Annotated in this window: 13 protein-coding genes; 4 read left to right on the top strand and 9 right to left on the bottom strand. The window is 56.0% G+C overall.

The window, feature by feature from the left end:
- Positions 1 to 87 precede the first annotated feature (87 nt).
- On the bottom strand, positions 88 to 1,500 hold the full coding sequence (locus tag R1T41_RS21720) for an aminotransferase (protein WP_317339229.1): 1,413 nt from the start codon (positions 1,498 to 1,500) through the stop codon (positions 88 to 90).
- 289 nt (positions 1,501 to 1,789) lie between these two features.
- Here R1T41_RS21720 and R1T41_RS21715 point away from each other — a divergent pair, with 289 nt between their 5' ends.
- Positions 1,790 to 2,428 (top strand): hypothetical protein, encoded by a 639-nt coding sequence (locus R1T41_RS21715; RefSeq protein ID WP_317339228.1) that lies wholly within the window; start codon positions 1,790 to 1,792, stop codon positions 2,426 to 2,428.
- A gap of 35 nt (positions 2,429 to 2,463) precedes the next feature.
- Here R1T41_RS21715 and astB read toward each other — a convergent pair whose 3' ends face one another.
- Genes astB through R1T41_RS21695 form a run of 4 tightly spaced genes read right to left on the bottom strand, consistent with a single transcriptional unit; the run spans position 2,464 to position 7,584 of the window.
- Positions 2,464 to 3,819 (bottom strand): N-succinylarginine dihydrolase, encoded by a 1,356-nt coding sequence (gene astB / locus R1T41_RS21710; RefSeq protein WP_317339226.1) that lies wholly within the window; start codon positions 3,817 to 3,819, stop codon positions 2,464 to 2,466.
- Positions 3,816 to 5,300, bottom strand: coding sequence for a succinylglutamate-semialdehyde dehydrogenase (gene astD / locus R1T41_RS21705; protein WP_317339224.1), 1,485 nt, complete (start codon positions 5,298 to 5,300; stop codon positions 3,816 to 3,818). The genes astB and astD overlap by 4 nt, the downstream gene beginning before the upstream one ends.
- Before the next feature lie 18 nt (positions 5,301 to 5,318).
- On the bottom strand, positions 5,319 to 6,338 hold the full coding sequence (locus tag R1T41_RS21700; protein ID WP_317339222.1) for an arginine N-succinyltransferase: 1,020 nt from the start codon (positions 6,336 to 6,338) through the stop codon (positions 5,319 to 5,321).
- Between the two features lie 4 nt (positions 6,339 to 6,342).
- Complete coding sequence (locus R1T41_RS21695; protein ID WP_317339220.1) at positions 6,343 to 7,584, bottom strand: hydrolase; 1,242 nt, start codon at positions 7,582 to 7,584, stop codon at positions 6,343 to 6,345.
- Positions 7,585 to 7,815: 231 nt separating this feature from the next.
- Between R1T41_RS21695 and R1T41_RS21690 the strand changes: the two genes are divergently transcribed.
- Together R1T41_RS21690 and R1T41_RS21685 are read left to right on the top strand one after the other, a co-directional pair.
- Positions 7,816 to 9,033 carry a PLP-dependent aminotransferase family protein gene (locus R1T41_RS21690; protein WP_317339218.1) on the top strand — a complete coding sequence of 406 codons (1,218 nt, stop codon included), beginning with the start codon at positions 7,816 to 7,818 and terminating at the stop codon, positions 9,031 to 9,033.
- 32 nt (positions 9,034 to 9,065) lie between these two features.
- Entirely contained in the window at positions 9,066 to 9,464 is a 399-nt protein-coding gene (locus R1T41_RS21685) for a cupin domain-containing protein (RefSeq protein WP_247795070.1), read from the top strand.
- A gap of 116 nt (positions 9,465 to 9,580) precedes the next feature.
- Here R1T41_RS21685 and R1T41_RS21680 read toward each other — a convergent pair whose 3' ends face one another.
- From R1T41_RS21680 to R1T41_RS21665, 4 genes are all read right to left on the bottom strand, one after another.
- Positions 9,581 to 9,706 carry a DUF2474 domain-containing protein gene (locus R1T41_RS21680; protein ID WP_212684554.1) on the bottom strand — a complete coding sequence of 42 codons (126 nt, stop codon included), beginning with the start codon at positions 9,704 to 9,706 and terminating at the stop codon, positions 9,581 to 9,583.
- Entirely contained in the window at positions 9,706 to 10,704 is a 999-nt protein-coding gene (cydB, locus tag R1T41_RS21675; RefSeq protein WP_317339214.1) for a cytochrome d ubiquinol oxidase subunit II, read from the bottom strand. Before cydB ends, R1T41_RS21680 begins: the two co-directional genes overlap by 1 nt.
- Positions 10,701 to 12,086, bottom strand: coding sequence for a cytochrome ubiquinol oxidase subunit I (locus R1T41_RS21670; protein ID WP_317339212.1), 1,386 nt, complete (start codon positions 12,084 to 12,086; stop codon positions 10,701 to 10,703). The genes cydB and R1T41_RS21670 overlap by 4 nt, the downstream gene beginning before the upstream one ends.
- Before the next feature lie 192 nt (positions 12,087 to 12,278).
- Positions 12,279 to 13,172 (bottom strand): LysR substrate-binding domain-containing protein, encoded by an 894-nt coding sequence (locus tag R1T41_RS21665; RefSeq protein ID WP_317339210.1) that lies wholly within the window; start codon positions 13,170 to 13,172, stop codon positions 12,279 to 12,281.
- 112 nt (positions 13,173 to 13,284) lie between these two features.
- On the opposite strand from R1T41_RS21665, the gene R1T41_RS21660 reads away from it, so the two are divergent.
- A complete protein-coding gene (locus R1T41_RS21660) occupies positions 13,285 to 14,289 on the top strand; it encodes a YeiH family protein (protein WP_317339208.1) in 1,005 nt (334 codons plus the stop codon).
- The last annotated feature ends 3 nt before the right edge of the window (positions 14,290 to 14,292 follow it).

Here is a 14,292-nt window from a genome sequence, read left to right as displayed (position 1 = left end):
ATCTTGTTTGCGCCACCTTACACATAAAAAAACGGCCCGACCAGTATTCCGGTCGGGCAAGTGGGGTAGGATTTGGGGGGGCGAAAATCAGGCCGCAATGCCCTTGCGTTCATCGGTACTCAGTTCGCCCATCACCTGATCAATGCCCTTTTTGATCGCATCGACCATTTGGTCGGCTTCGTCCCGGCTTAGCGTCAGGGGCGGGGAAAATGCCAGGCTGTCTGCGGTTGGAAGCGGGCGGACAATTACACCATGATTACCAATCGCCGCCGCACAGCGCGCGGCGATCTTGTGTTTCAGATCGAACCCGGTTCTGGTGTCGCGGTCCGCCATCAGTTGCAAGGCACCCAGCAGGCCGACACCGCGCACTTCGCCGATATGGGCATGATGGCCAAAGGTGTCGTTAAGCCGCGCATGCAGATAGGCTCCGGTTTTCGCCGAATTCGCGACCAGATTTTCACCTTCGATGATTGCAAGGTTCGCCAGTGCCACGGCCGCCCCGACCGGATGGCCGGAATAGGTGAAGCCATGGGCAAATGCGCCGAGTGTTGCCGACCCGTCACGCAGGACTTTCCAGATATCATCGCTGATAAAGGCTGCCGACATCGGGAAATAGCCGCTGGTCAGGCCCTTGGCGGTGGCGATCATATCGGGGCGAATGTCATAAAGCTGATGACCAAACCAATGTCCGGTGCGGCCATAACCGCAAACAACCTCGTCACAGATGAACAGGATATCGTGCTTTTTCAGAACCGCCTGAACGGCTTTGAAATAGCCCTTTGGCGGGGTGATGACACCACCAGCGCCCATGATCGGTTCGGTAATGAAGGCACCGACCGTTTCCGGGCCTTCGGCGATGATCAGGTCTTCAAGCTCGTTTGCCAGCCGGGCCGAAAACTGTTCCTCGCTCTCGCCCGGTTTGGCTTCGCGGTAATAATGCGGAAGCGACGTGTGTTTGACTTCAGGGATCGGCAGGCCGAAATTGCGATGAAATGATGCAAGCCCGGTCAGGCTGGCGGTGGCAATGGTGGTGCCGTGATAGGCCTGTTTGCGGGCGATGATCTTGCGTTTTTCCGGTTTGCCGCGAAGCCCGTTATAATACCAGACGATCTTCATCAATGTATCGTTGGCATCCGACCCGGAACTGCCAAAGAACACCTTGGTGATGTGATCGGGCATTTTTGCCACCAGCTTTTCGGCCAGTTCGATCTGGGCCGGGTTGGATGCCCCGGCAAAGGTATGAAAATAGCCCATCTGATCGGATGCGGCCTTCATCGCATCGCCGATCTCGGTCCGGCCATAGCCGATATTCATGCACCAAAGTCCGCCAACCCCGTCCAGCATCCTGTTGCCGTCGGTATCGGTAATGAACGCGCCCTTGCCATCGACAAAAATGCGGGCCGGGCCGTTGTTTGACACATCGGCAACCACGGATGCCGGATGCAGGATATTGGCCGCATCCGATCTTTTAAGGAGTTCGGTATCATAGAGGGTCGACATGGCGAGTCTCCCGGACTTTGTGTGGGGCGTGAAGCTTGTTATTCCGGTTATTCTGCCATGGTTGGTCCGGTATTAAATTTCGAAGCAGCACTTCCCGACGGTGAAGAATGCTGATTTCAGAAAACGGTTTGTCTTCGCCATCTGATTTTATGATAAAAACAATCAAGAGTTGAGGGTTGACGAGGGGAAGATGAGAAAATTTTTGATCCTGGGGATGGTCGCCTTTCTTTCTGGTTGCACGGCGGGAGCCCCTATCGGCCAGCTTTCTGTTCCGGTTGTCAAAAACACAATGGAACAGAAAGCTGTTTCGGATGTGCTTAAAGAATTGCGGGTGTCGTTGCAGATTGCCGAAAACATTTTAAGAATTGCAGATATCTGTCAGGCGGACGATTTGCCGTGGCATGGACGCAGGCCATTAAATGCAAAAGTAACACTGGCGACAGCCAAATCATCCACCGTCGGTGGCGAAGCCGGTGGGGCATTTAGCTTTGTACCGGTTTCGGCAAATCTCTCGGGGGAACGGAGTACCGTTGCCAGTCGAATTTACAAAATAACCTTGCAGGCAGATGATGCGGCAAGGCTTACCGATGGTGATCTAGTCGAGATATGCCAAACGGCAACCCGCAAAGATGTAACTGCCGCGCTTGAACAACATCCGGTTGCCGATGCAATTGTCAGCAGCATGCTGGGTGTTGGCGATGGTCTTGCGGGGGTAGTATTTTTGCCGCCGAGTTTTCGGATCGCCAATGATCCTACTGTCGGTGATCTGAGCAGCTCAGTGATCGAAGTCACCGTCAAATTCACCGTAGAGGTGAAGTCGGAAGCAGAAGGCGGCATTGATCTTCTGGTTTTCAGGGCCGGGGTATCGGGCAGCGAAGGCCGCGAAAACGAGCAGGAAATGGTCGTAACACTGGGCGAATTGAAATAGCGAAAGCGCACTCGCCTGCACCTTCGCTATTTCTTCTATCGCTGGAAATCGTAAATCGGGCCAAGGTCAAGAAGTTGCGTCAGCTCATCAAGCGCTGTCCGGACTTCGTTCAGAAGCGTTGGATCGCGGAAATCATCAGCGCTTAGCCGGTCGCGATAATGTTTTTCGACCCAGCCTGTCAGTTCGGCAAAGCGTTGATCGTCAATCAGGCTTTGTTGGTTAGTGGCGGCAAGTTCTTCCTCGGTCAGGGCGACGCGCAGCCGCAAGCAGGCAGGGCCACCGCCATTGCGCATGCTTTGGCGCAGGTCGAAAAACTTGATCTGTCTGATTGGCGTATTGCCCTTGCCGATCAGGTCATAAAGGTAATCGCGGACCGATATGGTTTCTTCGGCTTCGGTCGGCAGGATCAGCATCATCTGACCATTTTCCGGTAGGCGCAAAAGCTGTGAATTGAACAGGTAGCTTTTGATCACGTCGGAAAGCGGCACCGCACTTTTGGGCACTTCAATGCTGGTGAAATCGGCAATGCCGTCCATCTTGCGCCGGATGTCGTTGATGACGGCGGGCGTGTCGACAAAGGCGTCCTCGTAATGGAACAGCACATTGGCATTGCCGACCGAAATCACGTCATTATGAAAGACCCCGGCATCAATCAGGTCCGGGTTCTGCTGCGCATAGACGACACCGTTTTCCGATAGGCCATGATGGCGTGCTATCGCGCTGCTGGCTTCGAACGTCTGGCGCGCCGGATAACGGTTTGGCCGGGTTTTACCCGGATCAAAAGCGTGACGGCCATAAACGAAAAATTCGACCCCATGCAAACCATGTTCGCCACAAAAACGGGTATGGTTGGCCGCGCCCTCGTCCCCCATATGATCCGTGCCGGGCAGGGCGGGATGATGGGTAAAATGATCGGGATTGGCGAATGTCGCGGCAAGTGCACGACCCGTCACCGGATGTTCGATGGATCGGTGGAACATCGCGCACAGATTGGCCGGGGTGAAATGCACCTTGCCATCATCGGTATCACCGCTGGGCGAAACGGTTGCGGCGTTGGCCGTCCACATCGGGGATGCCGATGATGCCGCGAGAACAAGGTTCGGATTGGTTTTCCAGGCCGAGGCCAGAACATCGCCATCCGATCCGCCAAAGCCGAAAACATCGCGCAGAGTCTTTATATGCGGGCGTTCATGAGGCGGCAGCACGCCCTGCACAAAGCCCATGTCATGCAGGGCCTTCATCTTGGTCAGGCCCTGAAGGGCTGCGGCTTTCGGGTTGGAAAGGGTGCTGGCGTTGCTGGTTGATGCGACATTGCCAAAGCTTAACCCGGCATAATTATGCGTCGGGCCGACCAGACCGTCAAAATTGGCTTCGATGGCGTATCGGGTCATGGGCGTACTCCTTTGGGGGCGGCATCGGGGGCGACCAGTTTGTCGGTCTGAAGGGTTGCGACCGGCCATGCGCAATAATCGGCAGCGTAATAGGCGGATGGGCGGTGGTTGCCACTTTCACCAATGCCGCCAAACGGGGCGGCACTTGATGCGCCGGTCAGTTGCTTGTTCCAGTTGACGATCCCGGCGCGGCTTTCATGGATGAAGCGTTGCCAAAGTCTGGCGTCATCGCACAGCAACCCGGCGGCAAGGCCAAAACGGGTATTGTTGGCTTCACGGATCGCATCGTCAAAGTGATCGACCCGGATGATTTGCAGGAGCGGGCCAAACAGTTCCTCGTCCGCGCGATCCTTTACATCGGTCACGTCAATCAGACCTGGTGTCAGGAACGGGCGGGCAGGATCGGGACGCGTCATTTCGCGGATGATTTTGGCCCCATCGGCAACAAGTTTCGCCTGTGCCGCGATAAGGCCATCGGCCGCCCGGTTGGAAATCACAGGCCCCATAAAGGGTTCGGGATCATCATCCGGTGCGCCAACGATCAGCCTGTCGCAATAATCATTGATCGCGGTGATCATTGCATCGCCCCTTGCGCCGGATGGCACGATCAGGCGGCGCGCACAGGTGCAACGCTGCCCCGCCGTGATAAAGGCCGACATGACGGTATGATGGGCGACGGCATCGAGATCGGCGGCGTCCCATATCACAAGCGGATTATTCCCGCCAAGCTCCAGGGCCAGGATTTTGTCCATCTGCCCGGCAAAGGCATGATGCAAATGGCGTCCGGTCGGAACACTGCCGGTAAAGAACAGTCCGTCAATACCAGGATGCTGCGCCAAGGCAATACCGGTATCGCGTTCGCCCTGCACAAGATTCAAAACTCCGTCGGGCAATCCGGCCTGTTGCCAAAGCTTTACGGTTTCCCCGGCGACGAGCGGGGTCAGTTCGGATGGCTTGAACACCACGCAATTGCCCGCCAGAAGGGCCGGGACGATATGGCCGTTCGGCAGGTGGCCGGGAAAGTTATAGGGACCAAAGACCGCAACCACCCCATGGGGTTTATGGCGCAAGATCGCCTGTCCGCCGCCCGGCGCATCGCCGTGGCGGGTGCCGGTGCGATCATGATAGGCCTTGATCGAAATCGCGATCTTGCCAGCCATTGCGCCGATTTCGGTCAGGGCCTCCCAATGCGGCTTTCCGGCATCAAGGCTGATGGTGCGTGCCAGTGTGTCCTTGTGATCATTGAGCAACCCGGCAAACCGTTCAAGGATTTCGATCCGTTCATTCAGGTCGCGTTTTGCCCATGCCGGAAAGGCATTTCGTGCCGCTATGATCGCAGCGATAACATCATCGGGGCTGGCGGAATTACCCTGCCAGATGATATTGCCATTGGCCGGGTTCTCGGCGTGAAACGCTTTGCCATTGCCGGTTTGCCATGTGCCATTGATGAACAGGGCGGGATTTGATTTCTGGGTCATCATGATGCCTGCTCCTGCGGTTTAATCGGTGACAAAACGGATCTGATCGCCAGCGTGCAGCCCAAGAATTTCGGCCTGGTCACGATCCAGATCGACATGCGTACCATTCACGACCGTCATATAAAGCCAGCTTGCCTGATAGCCGCGAAGTTCCAGCGTGCAGGCAAGGTGGCGTTCCATAGACGGGCTGCGATCAACAATTTTGCGGATGGTAGCGATTTTGGAATGACGGATGGTGCGGATGTCATCAAGCCGGACATCAACGCAGGGTCCGCCATCAAAAATATCGACCGCATTTGAAAACCGGAAACCTTCCTTTTTCAAAAGGTTCAGTGCCGGGCGCGTTTCATCATGGGTTTTGCCGATCACATCCTGTGCTGCCTTGGGCAGCATTTCGATATAGATCGGATATTTCGGCATCAGGTCGGCAATGAACTGGTTATTGCCAATCCCCGAAATGTAATCGGCATCGGGGAACGGGATATTGAAGAAATGCGATCCCAAGGCTTCCCATAGCGGTGATTTGCCGTTTTCATCCTGCCAGCCGCGCATTTCGGCCATGACCATTTTCGAAAACCGTTCCTTGAAGCACCCCATCAACAGGTATCTCGACCGCGCCAGAAGCTGCCCGTTGCCGTCCTTGCGATAGTCCGGGTCAAGGTAAAGTGTGCCCACCTCGGTAGCACCCTGATAATCGTTCACAAGGGTCAGCAGGCGTGACGTCACCGTGACATTCAGTTCATGCGAATATTGCGTCAGTTTCAGGATTTTGTAGTTATAGAAGGCCTTTGATAACCCGACCCCGGCATAGATCGCGCAGGTGCCTGCGACCTTGCCATTGGCGGTATCTTCGAGAACCATGAAATAGCTTTCACCACCGGGGCCGTCGATATCTGCCCCGAAGGCCTCGATGCTTTCAGTGATGCGGGCTTCAAGCACGTCACGATTGGCCGGAAGGGTGGTCAGACCCTTGCTGGCCGAGGATGCCAGATCAACCAGCCGGTCAAGGTCGCTCATACGGGCGGGGCGGACACGCATCATGATTTTATATCTCCGTCTTTTTCAATGCGTCGGGTAGATCGCCTGAACCGGCTTTCATCAGGATCAGGGCCGAAAGCTTTGCCCGTTCGATCAAACTGTCGAGCTTCACAAATTCCTGATCGGAATGGATCAGGCCACCGCGTACCCCAAGGGTATCGATATTGGGTAATCCGGCCTCGGCCAGATTGTTGCCATCGCAACAGCCCCCCGTTGCCTTCCATGAGATGTCCAGATCAAGGTCATGACCGAGCTCGCGCACCCATTCAAAAAGCGCCCTGGTCCTGCCAGCCATTGGTTTTGGCGCGCGGCCAAACTGGCCATGCAGTTCGGCCGTGATGCCGTCACGCTGATTGATCGCGGCAATGACATCGGCAATTTCATTTTCTGCCTGATGGCGTTCGTCATGGTTTGAAACCCGAACGTTAAAGCGTACCACGGCGCTATCGGGCACGACATTGACCGGCCCGCCGCCATCGATCTTGCCAATATTGAATGTGGCCTCGCCAACCTTGCCGTTAAGCTGATCAAGGCGCATGACGCAGTCACTGGCCGCGACCATCGCACTGCGCCCGGAATGGAATTCGCGCCCCGCGTGGGCGGCGCGCCCCTTGATCCGGACGGAAAAGTTGCCTGATCCCTTGCGTGCCCCGGCAAGGGTGCCGTCTTCCAGTGCCGGTTCATACAACATGCCGAAATCGGCGGTACGGGCGCGCTCTGCCAGAAACGGGGCTGATCCGATGGAGCCGGTTTCTTCATCCGGGTTCAGGATCACGTCCCAGCCGATGCCACCCGCAAACGGGCTTCGTTCCAGTGCGCTTAAGGCATTGAGGATCGTCAGGATGCCGCCTTTGGCATCGGCAACACCCGGCCCATTCAAGGTGTTTTCATCGATCAGGCGCGGGGTTTGAAAGGCACTGTCGATGGCAAAGACCGTGTCATAATGAATGCACAGCAAAACCCGAACCGGGGCCTGTGGCCGTTTGGAAAAATGCAAAAGCTTGCCATAGCACACGGGCGCGATGCTGCCGTCCGCGGCGACTGCTTCGCCATCGGGCAGGTCGATGACGGAGGTTGTGGCGTCAAGTTCGGCAAAGGCATCCAGAATGGCGTCACGCATCCGGTCAAGACCGTTGATATTGCCCGTGCCACTATTGATCGCCGACCACGATTTCAGGCGATCAAGCGTTTTGTCGAAACGCTGATCAAGCCAGTCGAGCCAGGGCTGAAACTTTGCATATTCGGTCATGATAACCTTTGGGACGTTTTGACATTGTTGATTGATTATTGGGTTTATGGTGCCAAAAAACGCCCGGCAGGTGGTGCGGGATCGGGGGATGGAAACGGAATTACATGCGGGCGAGTAAAAAGCGCAAAGGTAATTTTATTTCAAAATTAACATCCTTAGAAAAATAAACTTGATTTAGGTCAGTCTTTCTTACCAAATAATGGCAACAACACTGACCTAAAGAGAAGCCCCATGACTGTCCAATGGAATGACCTGATCGTTCGTGATGCCCGTGCGCTTACCGCTTCCGAAATCCGTGATTTGCTTAAAGTGGCCGACCGGCCGGAAATCATTTCCTTTGCCGGGGGCGTGCCTGATCCATCGCTTTTCCCGCTGGCCGATTTCAATGCCATCTATGGCGATCTGACGACCGACGAGGTTGCCGGTCGCAAAAGCCTGCAATATTCCATCAGCGAAGGCCTGCCCGCGCTTCGTCAATGGATTGCCGATGATCTGGCCGCCAGCGGGGCGGTGCGCGGGATTGATAACATCCTGATTACCTGTGGCGCGCAGCAGGGGCTTGATATGCTTGCCCGTCTGCTACTGGAACCAGGGCGTGAAATCGTCGTGGAAAAACCAAGCTACCTTGGCGCGATGCAGGCCTTTTCCATGCGTCGTCCGACCTATGTCGGGATGAATATGGATGAGGATGGCCCGGTGATTGCCGAACTCGAAGCTGTCTTTGAACGTGGTGTGCGCATTGCCTATCTGGCGCCGGATTTTCAGAACCCGACCGGGCGGTCCTATAGTCTTGATCGGCGTCTTGCGGTGCTTGAAGTTGCGCGTAAATATGGTGCGGTCATTCTTGAAGACGCGGCCTATTGCAAGCTGTCCTACGAAGGCGATGTTTTGCCATCGTTGCTTGCCCTTGATGAAACCAACGGCGATCCGCAGGCCGGAACCGTCATTCAGCTTGGCACATTTTCCAAAACGCTGGTGCCAGCCCTTAGGATCGGGTGGGTCTGTGCGCCGCGTCCGGTGATCGAACGGTTGGTTCTGATGAAGCAGGCCGGCGATCTGCATGTGTCGACCATCAATCAGGAAGTCGCCCTGCGTGCGGCACGCAAACTGTTTCCGGGGCATCTGGATACCACCCGCGATGCCTATCGCGCCAAACGCGATACGATGCTGGCCGCCCTTGACGAATTCATGCCCGAAACCGTGTCCTATACAAGACCCGAAGGCGGGATGTTCATCTGGCTGACCCTGCCGGAAAATATCGATAGTCGCCAGTTGCTGGAACAGGCCCTGCACGACGCCAAGGTCGCCTTCGTCCCCGGTCAGGCCTTTTTCTGTGACCACACGGGCCGTAATACAGCGCGCCTCAGCTTCGCGACGGAAAAGGCCGATCGCATTCGCGATGGCATCGAACGTCTGGCCTTGCTGATCCGGCGGGTGCACAATCAGTAAGGCGTATTGCGAAACACAGCCGAAGGATCACCATGAACATCCAACGCAACGCATCAAAGGCATCGACCAAGGGATCGCTGGATTACTTTACCGGTACGGTCCGGATCGACAGTCCGTTTCAAACCACCGATCCGGCGCGCGTCGGCGGTGCCATCGTAACGTTTGAACCGGGTGCCCGCACCGCATGGCACACCCATCCGCTAGGCCAGACCGTGATCATCACAAGCGGCCTTGGCTGGGCGCAGCGTGAAGGCGGGCCCCGCGAAGAAATCCGCCCCGGCGATATCGTCTGGTTCGAACCGGGGGAAAAGCATTGGCATGGGGCGACCGATAAAACCGCGATGACCCATATCGCAATTGCGGAATCCGTCAACGGATCGCTGGTCGACTGGCTGGAAAAGGTCGAGGACAGCGATTATCTGGGCCAATGATCAGTAGACCCGAATAAAAAAGCCCGGCAGGGGTGGGGGACCTTTCTGCCGGGCCGGAGTTGCTGACAAGTGTCAGCAGGTAGACGGTTACATCCGGTATTTGTGACCGGGTCCTTTCAGGAAATCCCGGTGATCAGGCTGCGCAGCAAAAGCGACAAGGCCCCGATCACAAGGATGCCCCCGGCATAGAGCCCGATAAACCAAAGAACACGCCGGATTTTTGGGGATGGTGCTAAGGACATCAGTGATATCCTTCATCCCCGACCTTGCCCCGGAATACCCAATAGGCATAGGCGGTATAGGCCAGGATGATCGGGATCAGGATGGCAGCACCGACCAGCATGAAGGACAGGCTGTTATCCGGTGCGGCGGCGGTCCTGAAATCAATCATCGGCGGGACGATATTGGGATAAAGCGTGATGCCGAACCCGGCATAACACAGGAAGAAAATTCCAAGTGTAATGCCAAATACCGTCTTTTCGCGGTGCTTTACCGCATGCCAGAGCCAGAAAAGCAGACCGGCCGTGACAATCGGGATCGGGGCCAGGAAAAACAGGTTTGGCATATCAAACCAGCGCGCCGCATAAGCCGGGTGGATATAGCTTGTCATCAGCGACACCACACCAAGATTGGCCGCCATCCAGATGACCGCAGGCTTGGCAAGGCCACGCAAACGTCCCTGAAAATTGCCTTCCATCTTCATGATCAGCCAGCCAGTGCCAAGCAGGGCATAGCCGACCACAACGGCGGATGCGCAGAACACCGAAAACGGGCTTAGCCAGTCAAACGGGCCGCCAACGAATTTGGCATTTTCAACCACAATCCCTTCAATAAAGGCGCCCAGCATCGCACCCTGCATCGCGGCGGCAATGATCGACCCGGCGGAAAAGGCAAAGTCCCAGTGTTTTTGGTGATCGCGGCTTTTGAACCGGAATTCGAACGCGACCCCGCGAAACACAAGGGCCAGAAGCATGGTGAAAACCGGAATGTAAAACGCGGTCATCAGCAATGAATAGGCCAGCGGGAAGGCGGCATAAAGCCCGCCACCGCCCAGCACCAGCCAGGTTTCATTGCCATCCCACACAGGGGCAACCGTATTCATCATCCTGCCGCGTTTGGCAGGGTCCTTGATAAAGGGAAACAGAATGCCGATGCCAAGATCAAAGCCATCAAGCGTGACATAGGCAAAAACGGCAACCGCAATCAGCAGGGCCCAGATCAGTTGATAATCCATGATCATTCTCCTGCCTGCGGGAAGGTGGGATCGGCAACCGGACGGCTACCGGCGCGCAGCACTTCACCCTTGGGCGAATGGGCAAAGCGCGGGTCCCTGTTCATCGCGCGGATGATATAGGCGGTGCCAACCCCGAAAACGATGGTATAGACAATAACGAATGCGGCAAGCGATCCGGCAATCGCGGCCGGGGCGACCGGTGATCCGGCTTCGGATGTGCGCATCAATCCGTAAACCACCCATGGCTGACGCCCGATTTCGGTGGTGAACCACCCGGCCAGAATGGCGATAAAGCCGCTTGGCCCCATGATCAGGGCAAAGCGATGCAGCCACGTACAGCTATAAATCGATTTGCGCCACCGGGCGAACAGGCTGGCAATGCCGAGTAACGCCATCAAAAGGCCCAGCCCGACCATGATGCGGAATGTCCAGAATACGATGGTCGCATTCGGGCGGTCTTCGGGGGCGAAATCCTTTAATCCGGTGATCCTGCCATCCCAGTCATGTGTCAGGATCATCGATCCCAGTTTCGGGATTTCGACGGCATATTTTGTTTCCTCTGCCGCCATGTCGGGCCAGCCAAACAGGATCAGCGGGGCACCATTCTGCGTCTCAAAATGGCCTTCCATCGCGGCGACCTTGGCCGGTTGATATTCAAGGGTATTAAGCCCGTGCATGTCACCGGCGACGATCTGGACCGGGGCGACAATGGCCGCCATCCACATTGCCATGGAAAACATGATCCGTGCCGCGCGGTTTTCCCGATCACGCAGCAAATGCCACGCACCGACGGCACCGACAACAAGTGCGGTGGTCAGAAATGCCGCCAGAACCATATGGACAAGCCGGTACGGGAAGCTTGGATTGAACACCACATCCCACCAGCTTTCGACAACCGCCCGGCCATTTTCGATGATATGGCCGGTGGGTGTTTGCATCCAGCTATTGGCCGACAAAATCCAGAAGGCCGAAAACAGGGTGCCGATCGCAACCATGGTGGTCGCGGTGAAATGCAATTTCGGTCCGACACGGTTAAGGCCAAACAACATGATGCCTAGGAAACCGGCTTCGAGGAAAAAGGCGCTTAGCACTTCATAGGCCATAAGCGGCCCCAGAACCCCGCCGGTAAATTCGGAAAACGGCCCCCAGTTCGTTCCGAACTGATAGGACATCACAATGCCCGAAACCACGCCCATGCCAAAGGCCAGCGCAAAGATTTTCAGCCAGAATTTATACAGCGCCAGATAGGTATCATCGCGCGTGCGCAGCCAAAGTGCTTCGAGCACGAAAAGGAAACTGGCCAATCCAATGGTAAAAGACGGAAAAATGATGTGGAACGAGATGGTGAACGCGAATTGTATGCGGGCCAATATATCGGGATCAAACATTGGCGTTGGTCCTTTTGTCAGGCAAAGCCTTCCTGTCCGGCCGCGTTTTTCGCTGCAACGCGAAATCGCTCATTACATGACCTGATCCGATGAAAGCAAAGGATCAGAGGCCGTGTTCATAAGGACAATTAGATAAAGTTCCCGCATGCATTGTGCATTGCGTATTCGCAATTTTGATCTGGAAAAATTCGATTATGCGTTTGTTGAAAGGCAAAGCTTTTCCAGCGCCAGCGAACTTTGCGTCTGGCGGCGTTCCTCGTGGCGCAGCATCATGAATTTGCGCGGGCGGATGTGAAATGCCGCACGGAAAAGCCGCCCCTGCGCGATCAGGGAACTGACGGCAAAGCTTGAAACGGCGGTGGCGCTGATGCCGGTTTCAACCGCGGTGATCACTGCCTCGTTTGCCGGTAATGTCAGGGCAATTTTAAGTTTTTGCGGATCAACGCCCGACTGGCGCAGGGCATTTTCAAATTCAGACCTTGTGCCGGAACCGGCTTCGCGGAGCACCCAGCTGCTTTGGGTTGTAAGGTCCTGCGCGCTTAGCGGCCTTCCATCGGCCCATGGATGCTTGGGCCCGACCACGATCACCAGGGCGTCTTCGGCGACTTCGCGCATGGCAAGGACGGGTTCATTTACGTCGCCTTCGATAAAGCCGATATCGGCGGCACCACCACGGACGGCATCGGCCACGGTCTTGGTATTGCCAATCGTAAGATTGATGGCAATACCGGGATACTGGTCATGAAACTGCATCAAGAAGGGCGGCAGCCAATAACTGGCAATTGTCTGGCTGGCATAGACGTTAAGTTCACCACGCAGCAAGCCGCCAAGTTCGGCCAGTGTCAGTTCGGCGGCGCGTGCGCGTGCCAGGGTCGCCTTGGCCTCGTTTAAAAACAGCCGCCCGGTTTCGCTAAGCTCGATCCGTCGTCCGACCCGATGGAACAATGCAACGCCATAAAACCCTTCGAGGTTCTTGATCGCCGAACTGACCGCGGAGGGGGTCAGGCCGATTGCATCGGCGGCCTTTGTCAGATGTTCGCGTTCGGCCACGGCAACAAAGATGGCGAGTTGCTCAAGCGTCATCATGGCGTCTATCCATAAATCATTCGAAAATATCGAATGAAATATCCATTTTTATTCGATGGATGTAAATGATTGATCGTGTGATTTTCTGCCTGTCACATTTCACAGGCAAATCATGTTTTTTAAAGCGCACCTGAAATCTCTTTTGCCCGGTCTGTTCCTGACCACGGCGATTGCGTTGATCGCGAAACTGGTCGAGCAGGCGGAGCGTAGCCTTCTGGGGCATGGCTGGATCGAAAGTCTGGTTTTTGCGATCCTTCTGGGGGTAGTGGTGCGATCCGTGTTCGGCCTTGCCAAGCCGTTTCATGACGGTGTGCGGTTTTGTGGCAAGACGGTGCTTGAAATTGCGATTGTCTTTCTGGGTGCCTCAATCAGTGCGCAGGCCCTGGGGCAGGCGGGCTTTGGCCTGATTGCGGCCATCGTTCTGGTGGTTTGTGCCAGCCTGTTTTTAAGCTTCCATATCGGGCGGGCACTTGGCCTGTCGAAGCATTTGTCGATGCTGGTGGCGTGCGGCAATTCGATCTGCGGCAATTCGGCGATTGCCGCCACCGCCCCGGTGATTTCGGCAAAATCCGATGATGTTGCGGCCTCCATCGCCTTTACTGCCGTTTTGGGGGTTCTTTTTGTCTTTGTTTTGCCGCTGGTGCATGTCGGTCTGGGCCTGAGTGCCGCGCAATATGGTATCTTTTCCGGGCTGACGGTTTATGCCGTCCCGCAGGTTCTGGCCGCGACCGCCCCGGCAGGAGCCTTGGCCGTGCAGGTCGGCACCCTGGTCAAGCTGATCCGCGTTCTGATGCTTGGCCCGGTGATCTTTACGCTTGCCCTGATGGGCGGGCGCAAACGCGAGGTTCGCCTGCCTCTGACCCAGATGGTGCCGTGGTTCATTGTCGGGTTCGTGGCCATGATGGCAGCCCGTTCGTTTGGTCTGATCCCCGAAATCGCGCTGGAACCGATGCGCACGATATCATCCTTCCTGACCATCCTTGCCATGGCGGCACTGGGGTTAAGTGTCGATATCCGAAGCTTCATGCATGTCGGAGGGCGGGTGATTGCCGCGGCCCTTCTATCGCTTCTGGTGCTGTGCGCGCTGGGATTTCTGGTTCTGGTGATTTTGGCCTGATCC

This window comes from Thalassospira lucentensis (genome assembly GCF_032921865.1).
Lineage (GTDB): Bacteria > Pseudomonadota > Alphaproteobacteria > Rhodospirillales > Thalassospiraceae > Thalassospira > Thalassospira lucentensis_A.
This window is presented reverse-complemented; position numbering and strand designations above follow the sequence as displayed.